This is a genomic window from Pradoshia sp. Z6_59, assembly GCF_058267515.1.
In genome coordinates this window covers 18,171-35,110 of sequence record NZ_JBZCPP010000006.1, presented here as the reverse complement: position 1 = coordinate 35,110, position 16,940 = coordinate 18,171, and the positions used below count along the sequence as shown (strand labels likewise).

Below are 16,940 nucleotides of genomic sequence, written 5' to 3'. Positions count from 1 at the left end.
AGACTAAACAAACTTTATCGTTAGGAAATAGGGAGGGAAAATAAATGACAATTCTTCCAAAAAAGAATGAACAAGGTTTTTATGAAATTCGTTTGGAATCAATAGGAGGACTTGGGGCAAACCTAGCCGGAAAAATGCTGGCTGAATCAGGTGTATTGGGGCATGGCTTAAATGGTTTCAACTTTTCATCCTATGGTTCGGAAAAAAAAGGTTCTCCTGTAAAGAGCTTTGTTCGTTTCTGTGATGCCAAAACTGAAATACGTGATCATAGCCCAATTGAAGAGCCCCATGTTATTGGTGTTTTTCATGAAGCACTTTATAAAATGGTTGATGTGGTGAGTGGTTTACGTCCGGATGGTATTGTTCTTGTTAATTCAACCCGTCAGTTCGATGAAATAAAAAATGACCTAAATCTTCAGTACGGAACGCTTGCAATCGTCGATGCACTTGGTATTGCAGTAGAAGAAAAAACAAAAGTGAACACAGCTATGCTTGGAGCTTTGTTCCGTATATGTGATTTCCTCAATCCCGAGTCCATGAAAGATGTAATTAGAAAAACATTTGAAAAGAAATATCCACATTTAGTTGAGCCAAATATCCGTACGTTTGAACGTGGCTATCATGAAGTGACGTTTAAACATTTCGAGGTACCGCAAGATGCAGAGGGCAAAAGCTTTAAAAGAGCATTACCTTTATTGGGGTACGAAACCCAAGTCATTGGCGGCACGATCATTGCTCAGGGAAATAGTATACTTAAAGACTTGTCCGGTTCCAGACAAGGTTTTTTACCTGAATGGGATGCTGAAAAATGTATACATTGTGCTGCCTGTGATACAGCTTGCCCGGATTTTTGTTTTGTCTGGGAAGAGGGAGAAGATAAGCGTGGGCGTAAGCAAATGTTTTTAACAGGGATTGATTATCAATACTGTAAAGGCTGCTTGAAATGTATTGAAGCGTGTCCGACTAGCGCCCTTCAGGAAATGCGGGAAATCTTAGGTTTTGCTGAGGAAAATACAGTGAAACAACGTAATCCTTATGTAGCAGGAGGGATGAAATGATGGCGATATCAGAAGTGGAACTAACTGAATTGGTAAAGGGTACAATGGCTGAACAAGTGACTACCTTTGAATCAGGTAATGAAATGGCCGCTATGGCTGCAGCACAAATCAATTATCATTTGATGGGGTATTTTCCAATTACTCCGTCAACTGAAATCGCTCAGTATTTAGATATTATGAAATCCAGAGGAGAACATGATATTCAATTAATCGCGGCAGATGGAGAACATGGTTCGGCAGGTATTTGTTATGGTGCTGCCGTGGCTGGAGCCAGGGTTTTTAATGCCACAAGCGCAAATGGACTTATGTATATGCTAGAGCAGCTACCGGTTCAATCAGGTACAAGATTTCCAATGGTTATGAATCTTGTTACTAGATCGATCAGTGGTCCGCTCGACATTCGGGGCGACCATTCTGATTTATATTTTGCCTTAAATACAGGTTGGATCATTTTGACAGCCAGAACACCTCAAGCTGTTTACGATATGAATATCATGGCGTTGAAAATCTCGGAGCATTCCGATGTACGTTTACCTGTTATAGTCGCTTATGATGGGTTCTTTACCTCTCATCAAAAGAGAAAAGTAAACTACTTTAAAGATAGAGAGATTGTCCAAAAATTTATTGGTGAAATGCCAACTCATTTTCCACACGTGGATATTCACAACCCGGTAACGATTGGTGCCCATATGAATGGGGATGATTTGATCAATAATCACTATCAGCAGTCTGAAGCGATGTATAAAGCCGGAGAGATTTTTACCCAGGTAGCTCGTGAATATGCTGAACTGTCAGGTCGTGAATATGGAGTATTGGATCTTTATAAGATGGAGGACGCGGAAGTTGCCTTATTCCTATTAAATTCAGCTGCCGAGACAGCCAAAGATACGGTCGATGATTTAAGAAAACAAGGAATTAAAGCTGGCGTGATCAGCCCTAACATAATTCGTCTGTTCCCGGCAGAAGAAATCAGGAAGGCTCTTAAGAATGTGAAAGTATTGTTGGTTGGCGAGAGAGCGGATTCCTATGGTGCCAATGGTCCAAACCTTACACATGAAGTGAAATCTGCCTTGCAGGAAGACCAGGATAATCATACTGCTGTGTTAAGCCGTGTGTTTGGTTTAGGAGGAAAGGATTTTTATCCGGAGGATGCAAGGGCATTTTTTGATTTGGCCTTGCAAGCATTAAATAATGGCCAGATTGAAAAAGCATTTGATTATTACGGAGTCAATCCGGGATTGCCTGATGTCCAACCACAGCCACTTTTAAAGCCGCATACCGAAGATTTATATAAAACAGGGCTCATTCAGGTCACACCTGATGAGGAGAGTGGGAAATTAAAGGTGCGTATTCCACCTTTACGCTCATTAATGAGCAAGCCGAAACGTTTGGCTTCCGGTCATGGAGCATGTCCAGGATGCGGAATTTTTCCAGCATTGGAGCTGTTCTTTAAAGGAATCGAGGGGGATGTTGTTGTTCTGTTCCAAACAGGCTGTGCCTATGTGGTAACAACGGCATATCCATATAGCTCTCATAAACAAACGATGATTCACAACTTATTCCAAAACGGGCCGGCAACTTTATCAGGTACACTTGAAGCATTTTTGGAGAAAAAACGCCGTGGTGAAATCTCAATCAGTGATGATGCGACCTTCGTTATGATCACCGGTGATGGTGGCATGGATATAGGGATGGGTTCAGCTATTGGAACTGCATTGCGCAATCACAAACTCATTATGCTTGAGTATGATAATGAGGGATATATGAATACAGGCTCGCAAATGTCCTACTCTACTCCGCTTGGTCATATGACAAGTACAACAGGTGTAGGAAGAGCGCAAAAAGGAAAAGCTTTTCATCATAAGGATACAGCTCAAATCATGGCTGCCACTGGAATACCATATGTATTTACAGGATCGGAAGCTTTCCCGCAGGATTTAATTAAGAAAGCGGCAAAGGCACAATGGTATGCACAGAATGTAGGTACCGTTTATGGCAAAATATTAATCACCTGTCCTTTGAATTGGAAAGCAGAAGAACGCTTTGGTGCCAAGATTATGGAAGCGGCAGTAAACTCATGTTTCTTCCCTCTATATGAAGTAGAGAATGGTGAAACGACCATTACTTATAATCCAGAAACGAGGAAAAAACGGATTCAACTATCTGAATGGTTAACATATATGGGGAAAACAAAGCATCTGCTGCAAGAAGAAAATGCAGGTATGCTTGAAGAATTTGAACAAGAAGTGGATAGAAGATGGAACAGATTGCTGGCTAAGCATGAAAATCCATCCCTTTAATAGTGTTTTAAAAGCCTGAAGAGATTCTATAAGATATTTCTTCAGGTTTTTTTATATTTTAATCTATACCATAAGGAGGTATTTAGTCTGATTCTGATTGTTCAAAAAGGTTTTTCCATAATTTTGTAGAATAAGTATCTTATTATGTCACAGGTATTAGGAGGATTCCCTTGGCTGATATGGATTTGAATGATAAGGAAGTAAAGATTAAAGAAAAAAATACGACCTTGAAAAATGATTACGAGACATGGGAGCATTTTTTTAACTCATTTACAAAAGCAATCATTGTTACTGATTTTGAAATGCAAATCATATCTCAGAATGAGCAGGCAATCAAGTTATACCATCAGTTAGGCCGAGAGGGTAAACCAGGAAATCTTCGGGACTTTTTTATCTCAGTTTCAAAAGAGGTGGTTGATAATCAACTCAGAAACGTGAAACAGCATGGTTTTTCAAATCATATATGGTCAGTAAGGAATTCTGGTGACACCTGCTCAGTTAAACTTGAACTTAATGGACTTTTGGATTCATATTCTAAAAAAATTATTTATATGTTAATCCCATTTAAAACAGAACATATAAGGGATCATGTAAAACAGGATAATTTATATGTAGATATTATTAATGATTTAAAGTGCTATATTGTTATCCATACAAAAGAAGGAATCATCGTGGATGGTAATAAAGCCTTTTGTGGGTTGGTCAAAATTGAGAGATCGAAAATTCTAGGCAAAAGTATTTATCAATTTATTACTGCCGCCGATAAAGATAACTTTGATACTGTTATCAAGCATCTATCATCTGGAAATTCCCATTTTAATTTATTTCAGCTTTATCTCGACTCAAAGGAAATCACATATCAATATACTACACAATTTAATTTTTACAGTGGATTGTACTATACGATTATTTATGATGTTCTTAAAGAATCAGAGCAAAATCACTATTTAATAGAAGGAATTCAAAGTGTGTTTTGTCAATCCGTGGATGGAATAATCATGCTGGACTCTAAAGGAATCATTGTACAGGCTAATGAGCAAGCCTGCATGTTGTTTGAGAAAACGCAGGTGGAAATAATTAATACGAATATAGAGAATATTGCGGGTGAAAAGATAAATACGCTTTTTACCTTGGGAGATCAAGAGAGTTCTGAGCTGATTTACAGTTCATCGAGTGGGAAAAAAAAGATTATAGAATTAACAAAAAAGCAGATTAGCAAAAGTCCTTATACTCTTTTAATTTGTAAAGATATTAGTGAAAAGTGGGAGATTGAGCAGGAACTTCTTATCTCGGAAAATAAATTCAAGAAAATTTTTGACGGTACCTTTGATGGCATTATGATTTGGGGAGCAGACGGGGAAATATATGATATTAATGAACCAGGTGCTGCAATTATAGGGGCTTCTATTGATCATATCCAAAACAAAAACTTCCATGAAATATTCGAACTGACTGAACATCAGATGAAACATTTACAAAGACATATATCCTTGATCAATAAAAATAAGCATCATCATTTTGTGTGTGAGCTTACATGCAGGGATGGGCTAAATAAACAACTGGATTTTTCATCGAGACTGGATGTTATACCGGGTAAGAATCTGACCATTTTTAGAGATGTAACAGATAAGATTCGTATGGAGGAACAATTAAAAAAATCAGATACATTGAATGTTGTAGGTGAGCTGGCAGCCGGTATTGCTCATGAAATCAGGAATCCTATGACAGCTTTGAAAGGTTTTATTCAATTGCTGGAAGGCAGCTTGAATGGCGAATTTTCAACCTATTTCCAGGTTATTTCTTCAGAATTACAAAGAATCGAAACAATCATTACAGATTTTTTAATCCTTGCAAAGCCACAGGCAGTTTCCTATCAAATTAAACAGGTAAATACCATAATCGCAAATACGTTGGATCTGCTAAGTGCGCAAGCATCTATGCATAATATTCAATTCCACACACATTTTTCTAAAATACCACCCATCCATTGTGAGAGTAACCAACTTAAACAAGTTTTTATAAATTTAATCAAAAACTCTATAGAGGCTATGCCTGCAGGAGGGTTTATTGATATCACAACAGAATTATTTTTTGATAGCCATGTATTAATATCGATACAGGACTATGGAACCGGAATCCCTGAAACTGTTCTTGATAAATTGGGAGAACCATTCTATACAACTAAAGAAAAGGGGACAGGTCTAGGATTGATGGTTACCTACAAAATCATTGAAGAGCACGCCGGTTGGATTGAAGTAGCCAGTGAAGAAGGGAAAGGAACTCTGTTTCAAATCTATCTGCCTATTAATCATGAGTTCACTTAAGAGAAAAAGTTAGAATAGGATGGTAAAATGGAAACTCTTCTGGTTTATAAGGGTTTCTTATTTTTATTTATTGGAAGGGGAGACAGATTCTTTAATAACAGACTGAAATAATTCTTATTTTTTGTCTTTTTTTGCGATTGTATTTACATTATTTTAAGATTCTGACATAATACCACTTAATGTTATTTTTTTAGTGAATAAGAAGGAGGAGCTTTTCTTGCAGAATCAAAAAGATTGGCTGGAAACTGCCATAAGAAACAAAAGAGAACAAATGATTAGCCATGCTAGGAACAATGGCCTTCTTGATGAAGGTACATTAAATCTGAGTCGGCAGCTTGATCAGTTAATTCTTGAGCATATTAGAATGAAATACTCAATAACAAATTATTAAATAACCAAGGAATGCGTAAAGGTAAAAGCAAGGGTTCTATGACATAAACGTATTTACCATTTAACTATTTACATATGTTTTTTTGGTTGAAAACTAACTAGTAAAACAGTGTAATACTAGGATAGGTATAATCAATTCTAGAAAAGATATCTCTACCTGGTCGTAAAGTGCATTTTAACCCAGGCCGACTTATATATACTCCTTTTCTATGTGCATTTTAGGCTGTAATTATGAATGCAGAAAATAACCCCTTTTCTAAATGATCACAGTGGAAGGAATAGGTATAAACATATACTTCCGTCACTTATCCTCAGGCGAGACCTTCTCCATATTCGTTTATTAACCCTATTTTTCAGGTTAAGCATGAGTCCTTTTTACTGGGAATAGAATAGCTTATACTTAACCAATCATCATTACAGCACGATTTGGATGACTGAATCTCATCCTGCGAATAGATGAAATGACTGCTTGGACCTAAAGGATGTTCCTTGTAAGAGATCTATTTATACAGAGCAATAACTAACAAAGGAACAGACATTAGAAGATTTATTTTGTACTTCAGGAAATATAATCTCTTCGTTTGCATAAGGTTATACATCATCAATAAAGGGAATAGTGTCACCAAAATATTAGGATTTCTGCAAATGAACTGGAAATGAAAAAAGAAAGGTAAATACTAGGTTATTACGACTATCTGGATGATTATAAAGTTTTACTTTTTAATAGGAAAGAAGTATAATTACGCGGATGATAATAGTGAATTTTAACCGTTAATTGTGGGTGATTAAATATGGAAGAACAAAATCAATCTCTAAAAGTATTTATAGTTCTGTCGAGGGCTTATCGGGCTATCAGTGACTATACCAACAAATATATCCAAGCCTCAGGTGTAAATCCAACCGAATTTGCTGTCCTTGAGCTACTCTACCATAAAGGTGATCAACCAATGCAGCATATAGGGGATAAAATCCTGCTTGCCAGTGGAAGTATCACTTATGTAGTAGATAAACTGGAAAAAAAGCAATTACTAAAAAGGATTGCATGTCCCAATGATCGAAGAGTAACATTTGCGCAAATTACGGAAAAGGGCAAGGAATTCCTGGAAGGAATTTTCCCAGAGCATCAGGAACGAATTGAGCATTTAATGGATGGGTTAACGGTTGAAGAGAAAGCAACGGTGATTGAGCTTCTGAAAAGGATAGGTAAATCCGTACCGTTAAGTAAATAATCCATTATTACCTATATAAGCAAATAAAAGTGAACTAAAAGAATAAGATAGACTGGCTGTCGAAATAACCGGCAGTTATTTTTTTGCCTAAAATTTGAAGGAAATAAACTGGTTCATTAATGAATCAAGGAGTTAAGAGGTAAACGTAACTTTCTTTCATTTATGAATATACCCTATATTCACCAGAAAAATATTTGGTCATAAACAGAATCAACCCGCATACAGTGAGTAGTAAGCGGGGAGGGACAAGGGTGGATCGTCAATATGTAAGTATTTTTCAAGTTGCAGCTGTTTATGTTGGAACGGTTATTGGAGCGGGTTTTGCAACTGGAAAGGAAATATATGAATTTTTTACCCAATATGGACTTTATGGCCTATTTGGGATTCTTCTTTCGGGATTTATTTTTATTCGGATTGGCAGAAAAATAATGATTGTAGCTTTACATAGAAATATTAAAAATTATATGGAATTTAATGATTGGTTATTTGGTAAACGTATATCCTTTTTTGTTAATATCATTTTTATGGGCATGTTGTTTGGAGTTACAGGTGTAATGATGTCAGGAGTTGGCGGCCTATTTGAAGAGCAATTGGGATTTTCTAAAATAGGTGGCATGCTTTTTACTACATTTCTATCAATTGTTGTCATGAGCTGGGGAACTAAAGGTTTATTATCTATTAACACCTTTGTGGTACCGGCAATGATTATTTTTAATTTAATCCTTATGTTTGCTTCATTATTCCAAATGAATCCTGTTCAAAGTCTGCTAACCATTCCTGATGAAGTAAGCTGGAAGATGGTCTTATCGCCCTTCTCCTATACGGCATTTAACCTTGCTTTGACACAGGCTGTTTTGGTTCCATTGGCTGCCGAAATAAAGGATGAAAATATTATTCGAAAAGGTGCAAATTTAGGAGGATTTATTTTATCCGTTGTTTTGGTAAGCTGCCATATTTCTTTATCCTCCATACCAGGGATTGAACAGATTAACATTCCTACGGCTTATGTCATGAAACATATTGCGCCTTTTTTATATGGACTCTATTTATTCATTATTTTTGGAGAAATTTTTTCAACCTTGATTGGGAATGCCTTTGGACTTGAAAGGCAACTTAAAAAAGCAACGGAATTGCCTTCCTGGTCTCTATATGTAGGGATTTTTGCCATAAGTTTAATGATTGGCCAAATTGAATATGGTCCTTTGATCTCTATATTGTATCCGATTTTTGGATATATTAGTTTAACCTTTTTGCTGTTAATAACTGTAAGGAAGTGAATGTCAGCTATGATTTATGCTGTTTTAGAAATTGATTTATAAAAAGACAAAAAGAAAAGAGAAGGGATAGTCCCCTCTCTTTAGAACGGTCAATACCGTAGGCACATTATAATGTTAAAATAATCGGCTCATTCTTTGTCACTATGATAGTATGTTCACATTGTGCAACCAAGCTTTTGTCACTCGTGATAAATGTCCATCCATCACCGGCTTCTGTAACCATGGTTGCTTTTGTAGAGATAAACGGTTCAACGGCCAATACTGTACCTTCATGAAGAAGATCTGAATCCCATGGGTCAAAATAGTTTAAAATATGATCCGGTTTTTCATGCAGGCTTCTACCTATTCCATGGCCGGTTAAATTTTTGATGACAGTGAATCCATTTTGTTTTGCTGTATTGAAGACAGCTTTACCAATTTGGTTTTTCTTGGAGCCTGCTTTAGCTTTGCTGATTCCCTGATAAAAAGCATCAACTGCGCATTGGCATAATTTTTCTTTTTCACTAGTTGCAGTGCCAACAGGGAACGAAATTCCTGTGTCCCCATAATATCCATTTAATACTGCAGAGACGTCGATATTTACCATATCGCCTTCGTTTATTATACGTTTTCCTGGTATTCCATGAGCAACTTCTTCGTTTACACTGATACATGTAAAACCGGGAAAATCATACTCATTTTTAGGTGCAGAAACAGCTCCGGTTTCTTCAAATATTTTCTTTGCAATTAAATCAAGCTCCAGTGTTGTAATACCGGGAACGGTAGCTAATTTCATTGCTTCCCTGACACGTGAAACAACTGCACCTACTGCTTTTAATCCTTCTAAATCTTTTTCGTTTTTTACAATCATGATACTAAACCCGCTTTCTGTAATGCTCTTCATTAATATGAAAAGTTTAGTGAAAGGTTCCAAATGGAATCGATTCTCACTATTATATCTAAGTTTTTCACAAATTTAAAGTAAGGGAAATTAATGGGACAAGAAGAAAACGAGGCAAGTAGCCCCGTTCTCGAATTATTCATATATGATTTTATAATTTTTATGGTTAACGACTGTCTTTTCTTCTAATTCAAGGTCATGAAAATTCTCCATTAAAGTTAAATCCACAATCACAGAGTTTTCATTCACTTTTTCTACAATCCCACGTAATCCATCGCGGAATTCAATTATATTGCCTACATCAGCCTTTTTCATCATGTTCACACCTTTTCAATTTATTAAAGTTATCAACAGATCTTGATTAGTAAACTAATATCCTTGCAATTTCGGGATTCGTAAGTCTACTTAAGAAGAAATTATCCCTACTATTTAGCTTATGCAGAATAGTATTGTAATTATAGTATAAATTGTGATTAATTGGAATGTTAAAAGAATAAATAGTCTTTATATTTTCGCTTCTATGGAATACTTGTTTAATGTAGGGGTTTAAGAGTATCATGTTTTGTATATATAGGAGGTTTTACGAATGAATAAAGAAGAAATCCAATCCATATTTGATCAATTGAAAAATGGAGAAATAGATAAACTTGAAGTTGCCAAGCAGGACTTCATGGCTTTTCGATCTGTGCTTGTAGAAAGAGAAGATTTTAAACACTTTCGGGGAACAGCTCATATAGGTGGAGGGGTGACCTATCATTACTTAGAGGAGCCCAGAAGTTAAATAGAAATCGACAAGAGGATGGGACATAACTTATAAACGATTTTGAAAAGACGAACGATATCTGATTTATTGACTTTGTTATTTATTAAAGAGTTAAGTTGGAAAAGTTCGTTCCATTGCGCGCTTACTCCACTCGCTTTCCGCGGGGAGGAAGCTGAGCCTCCGTTACTTCCCGCAGGAGTCGGTGGCTTCCGCTCCATTCCACTAAGTTTAATAATGGTATACAGAAGTAAATAAATAAAAATCCGAACTATTAGGCGAAATATTTATTAAAATATCAGTTAATAGATCGGATTTATATTGACTGAAATACTTATGTCCCACCCTCTTGTTGGCATTTTAATGAAAACGTCCTTATTTAATAAACACATCTGGATGTATTTCAAGGTAATGCTTTAGTTTTTTTAGCGCCATCCGTCTCCAAGATTTCACTGTTGCATACGTTGTGTGGTATTCGTAAGCGATATCTGTGATGGTTTTACCAAATTGAATGTATTCAGCCAACCAAATATATTGGTTATCCGTTAAGGAAATTAGAAAAGGTTTAGGGAAGTACCATTCCAAGAAGGAAACATCTTCTTCAACCTTTAATAAATTCCAATACTCCGGTGATTTTTTTACCTCTCTCCCGTTTATTTTAGTGGACTTGCAAAGCTGTATAAGCATTTTACCTTGTATGGACTTGTAGGCATAGGATAGAAACTGTCCTTTTTCAGGGTTGAAATTTTGACTGGCTTCCCAAAGTGCAATTAATCCTATTTGGTAAAATTCATCTTTTTCACAAATAATATTAAGCTTTCTCATAATATGATGAATTAACGGATTATATTGGTTAACTAATGATTCGAAATCTTCCATACTCGCGTGATCCTGCCCTATGAGGAGCGACCTCTAAATTCCCGGGTATCTTTAAAGTACGCTTAAAAATTCTTTCTGTAAAAAAAGCAAATCTGAAAATCTGTTCAGTTTTTTGAAAATAATGATGATAAATTTAATTAAAATAGTCATATTTTTAAAGAATATGGATTCCTACAACAAAATCTACCCATTTAAATTTAAAAGAGAGGATTGAATACAATGAAATTTCAGGATCAAGTTGTGTTAGTAACAGGTGCTGCAAATGGAATTGGTAAAGAAATCGCATTGCAATATGCAAATAAAGGCGCGAAGGTTGTTTTAACCGATATGGATGTGGAAGCTGGAAAGAAAATAGAAGCTGAACTATTGGCAATGGGAAAAGTTGCTTTATTTGTTGAGGCTGATCTCAGCAAAGAGAATGATTGTCTTCATATAATGGAAATAATCAGGGGTGAGTGGAATAGATTGAACATTATAGTAAACAATGCAGGTATCAGTGAATTCACTTCATTATTAGAAATGACAACAGAGAATTGGGATCGCATTATCAATACCAATTTACGAAGTGTATTTATTTTGTCAAGAGAAGGAGCCAAGTTGATGACTGGAAGGGGTGGTTCTATTATTAATATTGCATCAACTCGAGCTATACAATCTGAACCGAATTCAGAAGCATATGCTGCATCCAAAGGTGGAATCCTAGCTCTAACTCACGCTCTCAGCGCATCATTAGCCAAAAAGGGTATTCGAGTTAACAGTATTAGCCCTGGGTGGATTCAAACGACTGATTACACTGGTTTACGTGAGATAGATCACGCCCAGCATTTTTCGGGTAGGGTAGGTAAGCCGATAGATATAGCAAAAGCATGTTTATTCTTAAGCGATTCAGAGAACGATTTTATTAATGGAGAGAATCTGGTTATTGATGGTGGAATGACAAGGAAAATGATTTATGAAGATTGAAAATATGAATATAAAACAGAATAGAAAGGTTCTTCAAATTTGTCATTAGAAATACCTTTGTTGTAAAATCGATAGGAAATACAATATATAGATATTTCTCCAAGCTATGTGAAATTTAGTTGTAGAATTGCTTATCTGTGTGCAAACACTTTACTGAATAAATTCATTGTATATAGGATTCTGGTATATATAGGAAACGAATCTTATATTTATTGAAAGACTATGTTTCAATTAATCTTACAGCTGAGATATATTTATGGTTCTTAATTTATAAAAGCAGTTGAACAATTTTAATTTTTCAGGTACATTTCTCTTATAGGGTTTTACTCTATATTGTGAGAAAAGCTACATAATTTCGACTGTTCATCCTTTTATACATAGGACCGGTTGAAACTGGGTAAAATCATAAGATGTAAGCAGCTAGAATTCGTATAGCTAAAACAAAATAATTATTAATAAAGGAGCTCGATTACTTATGGTACAAAAAACTTTTCATGTAACTGCAGAAACAGGAATTCATGCTCGTCCAGCAACATTGCTTGTACAAGCAGCAGGTAAATTCAACTCTGATATCAACCTTGAATATAAAGAAAAGAAAGTTAATCTTAAATCAATTATGGGTGTTATGTCTTTAGGAATCGGCAGTGGTTCAGATATTACAATTATCGCTGAAGGAAATGACGAACAAGATGCATTAAATGCCATTGAGGAAACATTAACAAAAGAAGGATTGGCTAAGTAATGACAACGATGTTAAACGGGATAGCGGCATCTAATGGAATTGTCATAGCAAAAGCTTATCGTTTAATGGAGCCTGACTTAACTGTAACAAAAAGCACGATTAATGAAGTGGATACCGAATTAACTCGTCTTGAAGAGGCGGTTAATAAGGCTCAGACCGAATTAGAAACAATTCGTGAAAAAGTCAAAACAGAACAAGGTGAAGATAAAGCAGCTATTTTTGATGCTCATATACTTGTTTTGAATGACCCTGAATTGCTTGGTGCAGTACAAGAGAAAGTTAAGTCTGAAAAAATTAACTCTGAATTTGCTATGCGCGAAATTGCTGATATGTTCATAACCATGTTTGAACAAATGGATAATGAATATATGAAAGAAAGAGCAGCTGATATTCGTGATGTAACAAAACGGGTAATCAGTCATCTTCTTGGCGTACAAATACCAAATCCAAGTATGATTGCTGAAGAAGTGATTGTTGTGTCCGAGGATTTAACTCCTTCAGATACAGCTCAATTAAACAGAGAATTTGTTAAAGGCTTTACAACTGATATTGGTGGACGTACTTCTCACTCTGCAATTATGGCACGCTCGCTTGAAATTCCAGCAGTTGTTGGGACTAAACAGGCAACTGAAACTATTCAAAACGGCGATATGATTATACTTGATGGGCTGAAAGGTGAAGTACATATTAATCCGACACCTGAATTGATTGAGGAATACAAAAAAGCTGCTGATGCATATGCACAGCAGAAACTTGAGTGGGCTAAGCTTGTTAACGAAAAAACGGTAACGGCAGATGGCCATCATATAGAATTAGCAGCGAACATTGGTACTCCTAAAGATCTTGAAGGTGTTAAAGCAAATGGTGCTGAGGCTGTAGGCTTATACAGAACAGAATTCTTGTACATGGGAAGAGATAATCTTCCGGGAGAAGAAGAACAGTTTGAATCCTATAAAGCTGTACTTGAAGGGATGGAAGGTAAGCCTGTTGTTGTACGCACATTGGATATTGGTGGAGATAAGGAGCTTCCTTATCTAGATCTTCCGAAAGAAATGAATCCGTTCCTTGGATTCCGCGCTATTCGATTGTGTCTTGAGGAACTGCCGATTTTCAGAACGCAGCTTAGAGCACTTTTACGGGCAAGTGTGTATGGGAATTTAAGAATTATGTTCCCGATGATTGCCACTTTAGATGAATTCAGATCAGCCAAAAAGGTTCTTGAAGAAGAAAAAGCGAAATTAATTGAAGAAGGTATTGAAGTATCAGATTCTATTCAATTGGGAATCATGGTGGAAATCCCTTCAACTGCGGTAATCGCAGATCAATTTGCTAAGGAAGTAGATTTCTTCAGCATTGGTACGAATGACTTGATTCAATATACAATGGCTGCAGATAGAATGAACGAACGTGTATCTTACTTGTACCAACCGTATAATCCTGCTATTTTACGTTTAGTAAAAATGGTGATTGAAGCTGCACATAAAGAAGGCAAATGGGCTGGAATGTGTGGAGAAATGGCTGGGGATGAACTGGCGATTCCGTTGCTTGTTGGATTAGGATTGGACGAGTTTTCAATGAGTGCAACATCTGTTCTGCGTGCACGTTCCCAAATTAAAACACTTACTAGAACCGAAATGAAAGATCTGGCTGAAAAAGCTATTCAAATGCAGACATCAGCAGAAATTGTTGAAATGGTTAAAGAAGCTACAGCTCAAAAATAGTTTCAATAAAAATAGAAATACAGGTTTATTTATTTGAATGTAGGGGTACATTAAAGGTGGACACAAAACAGCAACATGCTTTTAGTGACCCCCCTTTCTTAATCAACTGGTTTTCCAGTTGATTTTTTTTGCTATTATAGAGGTATAGGAGGGAGCGTTATGATGAATTTACAGATTGGTTTTATCGGTATTGGTGTAATGGGTAAAAGTATGGCAATGAATATAATGAAGGCGGGATACCCTGTCAGTGTTTATTCCAGAACAAAGTCCAAATGTGAGCCATTGCTTTTGGAAGGTGCAGATTGGAAGGAGTCCCCCCGTGCAATCGCTGAGGAAGCCGATGTTATTATTACGATGGTTGGCTATCCTTCTGACGTTGAAGAGATCTATCTAGGGTCGGAAGGCTTATTAAAATATGCCAAGCCGGGTACTTATTTAATTGATATGACCACTTCAGCTCCGTCTTTGGCAAAAAAGTTATATGCGGCGGGTAAGGATTTAGGATTGCATGTCCTTGATGCGCCTGTCTCCGGAGGAGATATTGGTGCAAAAAATGCTAATCTTGCCATTATGGTTGGCGGTGATCAATCGGATTTTGAGAGCATGATGCCTGTATTTAAAGCAATGGGGACAAATATTAACCATCAGGGAGATGCTGGCTCGGGCCAACATACTAAACTATGCAACCAGATAGCCATTGCTACGAATATGATTGGTGTATGTGAAGCGATCGTTTATGCCGAAAAATCAGGCCTGGATCCGGAAACAGTTTTGAAAAGCATATCTACTGGTGCTGCTGGCAGTTTTTCCTTAACCAATTTGGCGCCTAGGATATTAAAGGGTGATTTTGAACCGGGATTTTATATCAAACATTTCTTAAAAGACCTAAAAATTGCATTAGAAGAAATTGAACGATTAGGTCTTGATTTTCCAGGACTGACTTTAGCCAAAGCTATGTATGAAAAATTAGCGGATATGGGAGAAGAGAACCGTGGAACACAAGCCTTGTATAAATACTATACTGAGGCATCCAATCAGTAACTTAGTTTTATTAAAACAAAGAAGCATTTCGAAAAGGGATCATGCCTCTAACGAAATGCTTCTTGTTATTTTATCTGCTGGATTAGAAAATGTTCAAGTCTGTTTAACCCTTCTTTAAGCTGTTCCATGGAAACAGCATATGATAAACGGAAATATCCTTCTCCGTATTCCGAAAAAGCCGATCCAGGTATAACAGCTACTTTTTCAGCCTGAACCAGTTTGAGGGCAAAATCGAGTGAATTTTTAAAGGCATCCGGTATTTTAATAAAAAAGTAAAATGCGCCATCCGGTAATACAGTCTGGAGATTCATGGCTGTAAGTCTATTAAAAACATAATCACGGCGGTTTTTATATTCTTCTCTCATAGCAGCTGGATCATGTTCGCCGTTCCTCATAGCCTCCAGTGCAGCCATCTGTGAGACAGAGGAGGCGCAGGATACATTATATTGATGAACCTTGATCATATGCTTAACAATTGCTTTTGGTGCCATCAGAAAGCCGATTCGCCAACCGGTCATGGAGTGTGACTTTGATAGACCATTTATTGTTATGGTTTGCTCTCTTATAATGGAACCAATCGATGTATGATTTCTGTCCAAAGTTAATTCACTATAGATTTCATCAGCCAGGATAAAAATATCTTTCCCTCTAACAAGGTCAGCAATTTCCTCCAGTTCCTCTCTCGTTAATGATACCCCGGTTGGGTTCGATGGATAGGGAAGAACAATGCATTTTGTTTTTTCAGTTAGGCGTTCTGTGATTAATTGTGGAGTTAATTTAAAGGAGGTGCTTCTTGTATCAACATGGACTGCTTTTCCCCCTGCTAAGTGAATTAATGGTTCATAACCGGGATATACAGGGCCAGGCAGAATGACTTCATCTCCGGGTGTTAAAATAGTCCTGAAGGCAATATCAATCGCCTGGCTTGCTCCTACGGTAATCAAAATTTCATCATCCGGATTATATTCAAGTGAATAATGGCTATACATAAATTTTGATACTTCTTGCCGGAGATCGAGTAAACCGGCATTGTGGGTGTAGGTAGTACAATCATTTTGAATGGCGTCTATTGCTTTATCTTTTATATGTAAGGGTGTTGGGAAGTCAGGTAATCCTATTGTAAAGGACAGGACATCATCAATATCAGATACCATATTATAAAACTGTCGAATACCGGATATTTCTATCTCTTTTACATGAGGATTAATTAAGTGTTCCATTCCAGGTCTTACCTCCTAATTACAGTTCTTATCTTTATTATTATAAGGTTGCTTTATGAAAGTGTACACTATCCTACTCCAAATGGTTTTTATACAAAATCGGGTGAATGATGCATACATGGATTTGGAATACTATGGATACTTCGTTTTGCGTAG

The 16,940-nt window shown here is 36.6% G+C and carries 16 protein-coding genes; 12 read left to right on the top strand and 4 right to left on the bottom strand.

Features of this window, described 5'->3' with window-relative positions; genetic code table 11:
• The first annotated feature begins 44 nt into the window (after positions 1-44).
• From AC4D4B_RS08060 to AC4D4B_RS08035, 6 genes are all read left to right on the top strand, one after another.
• Complete coding sequence (locus AC4D4B_RS08060) at positions 45-1,058, top strand: 2-oxoacid:acceptor oxidoreductase family protein (RefSeq protein WP_490999616.1); 1,014 nt, start codon at positions 45-47, stop codon at positions 1,056-1,058.
• A complete protein-coding gene (locus tag AC4D4B_RS08055; RefSeq protein ID WP_490999714.1) occupies positions 1,058-3,358 on the top strand; it encodes a thiamine pyrophosphate-dependent enzyme in 2,301 nt (766 codons plus the stop codon). Before AC4D4B_RS08060 ends, AC4D4B_RS08055 begins: the two co-directional genes overlap by 1 nt.
• A gap of 179 nt (positions 3,359-3,537) precedes the next feature.
• Positions 3,538-5,682: an ATP-binding protein gene (locus AC4D4B_RS08050; protein ID WP_490999713.1), complete on the top strand. Its 2,145-nt coding sequence runs from the start codon at positions 3,538-3,540 to the stop codon at positions 5,680-5,682.
• Positions 5,683-5,899: 217 nt separating this feature from the next.
• Positions 5,900-6,073 carry a Spo0E family sporulation regulatory protein-aspartic acid phosphatase gene (locus tag AC4D4B_RS08045; protein WP_490995241.1) on the top strand — a complete coding sequence of 58 codons (174 nt, stop codon included), beginning with the start codon at positions 5,900-5,902 and terminating at the stop codon, positions 6,071-6,073.
• A gap of 790 nt (positions 6,074-6,863) precedes the next feature.
• The gene (locus tag AC4D4B_RS08040; protein WP_490995240.1) at positions 6,864-7,301 is read left to right on the top strand and encodes a MarR family winged helix-turn-helix transcriptional regulator; all 438 of its coding nucleotides are present in this window, start codon (positions 6,864-6,866) and stop codon (positions 7,299-7,301) included.
• Positions 7,302-7,552: 251 nt separating this feature from the next.
• The gene (locus AC4D4B_RS08035) at positions 7,553-8,578 is read left to right on the top strand and encodes a YkvI family membrane protein (protein WP_490995239.1); all 1,026 of its coding nucleotides are present in this window, start codon (positions 7,553-7,555) and stop codon (positions 8,576-8,578) included.
• A gap of 106 nt (positions 8,579-8,684) precedes the next feature.
• Here AC4D4B_RS08035 and map read toward each other — a convergent pair whose 3' ends face one another.
• Both map and AC4D4B_RS08025 read right to left on the bottom strand, forming a co-directional pair.
• Positions 8,685-9,428, bottom strand: a complete 744-nt coding sequence (map, locus tag AC4D4B_RS08030) for a type I methionyl aminopeptidase (RefSeq protein WP_490995238.1) — start codon at positions 9,426-9,428, stop codon at positions 8,685-8,687.
• Positions 9,429-9,593: 165 nt separating this feature from the next.
• Positions 9,594-9,773: a YkvS family protein gene (locus tag AC4D4B_RS08025; RefSeq protein WP_066100944.1), complete on the bottom strand. Its 180-nt coding sequence runs from the start codon at positions 9,771-9,773 to the stop codon at positions 9,594-9,596.
• 271 nt (positions 9,774-10,044) lie between these two features.
• Here AC4D4B_RS08025 and ykzS point away from each other — a divergent pair, with 271 nt between their 5' ends.
• Positions 10,045-10,239, top strand: coding sequence for a protein YkzS (gene ykzS / locus AC4D4B_RS08020; protein WP_066100941.1), 195 nt, complete (start codon positions 10,045-10,047; stop codon positions 10,237-10,239).
• A 42-nt stretch (positions 10,240-10,281) separates the two neighbouring features.
• Positions 10,282-10,476, top strand: coding sequence for a hypothetical protein (locus AC4D4B_RS08015; protein ID WP_490999615.1), 195 nt, complete (start codon positions 10,282-10,284; stop codon positions 10,474-10,476).
• Between the two features lie 117 nt (positions 10,477-10,593).
• Here AC4D4B_RS08015 and AC4D4B_RS08010 read toward each other — a convergent pair whose 3' ends face one another.
• Complete coding sequence (locus tag AC4D4B_RS08010; RefSeq protein WP_490995237.1) at positions 10,594-11,097, bottom strand: sigma-70 family RNA polymerase sigma factor; 504 nt, start codon at positions 11,095-11,097, stop codon at positions 10,594-10,596.
• 219 nt (positions 11,098-11,316) lie between these two features.
• On the opposite strand from AC4D4B_RS08010, the gene AC4D4B_RS08005 reads away from it, so the two are divergent.
• From AC4D4B_RS08005 to AC4D4B_RS07990, 4 genes are all read left to right on the top strand, one after another.
• Positions 11,317-12,060, top strand: a complete 744-nt coding sequence (locus AC4D4B_RS08005) for an SDR family oxidoreductase (protein ID WP_490995236.1) — start codon at positions 11,317-11,319, stop codon at positions 12,058-12,060.
• Positions 12,061-12,535: 475 nt separating this feature from the next.
• Positions 12,536-12,802, top strand: a complete 267-nt coding sequence (locus tag AC4D4B_RS08000) for a phosphocarrier protein HPr (RefSeq protein WP_066100932.1) — start codon at positions 12,536-12,538, stop codon at positions 12,800-12,802.
• Entirely contained in the window at positions 12,802-14,523 is a 1,722-nt protein-coding gene (gene ptsP, locus AC4D4B_RS07995) for a phosphoenolpyruvate--protein phosphotransferase (RefSeq protein ID WP_490995235.1), read from the top strand. The genes AC4D4B_RS08000 and ptsP overlap by 1 nt, the downstream gene beginning before the upstream one ends.
• 162 nt (positions 14,524-14,685) lie before the next feature.
• Positions 14,686-15,564: an NAD(P)-dependent oxidoreductase gene (locus AC4D4B_RS07990; RefSeq protein ID WP_490999712.1), complete on the top strand. Its 879-nt coding sequence runs from the start codon at positions 14,686-14,688 to the stop codon at positions 15,562-15,564.
• Positions 15,565-15,629: 65 nt separating this feature from the next.
• Here AC4D4B_RS07990 and AC4D4B_RS07985 read toward each other — a convergent pair whose 3' ends face one another.
• Positions 15,630-16,784, bottom strand: coding sequence for an aminotransferase A (locus AC4D4B_RS07985; RefSeq protein WP_490999614.1), 1,155 nt, complete (start codon positions 16,782-16,784; stop codon positions 15,630-15,632).
• Positions 16,785-16,940: the final 156 nt, after the last annotated feature.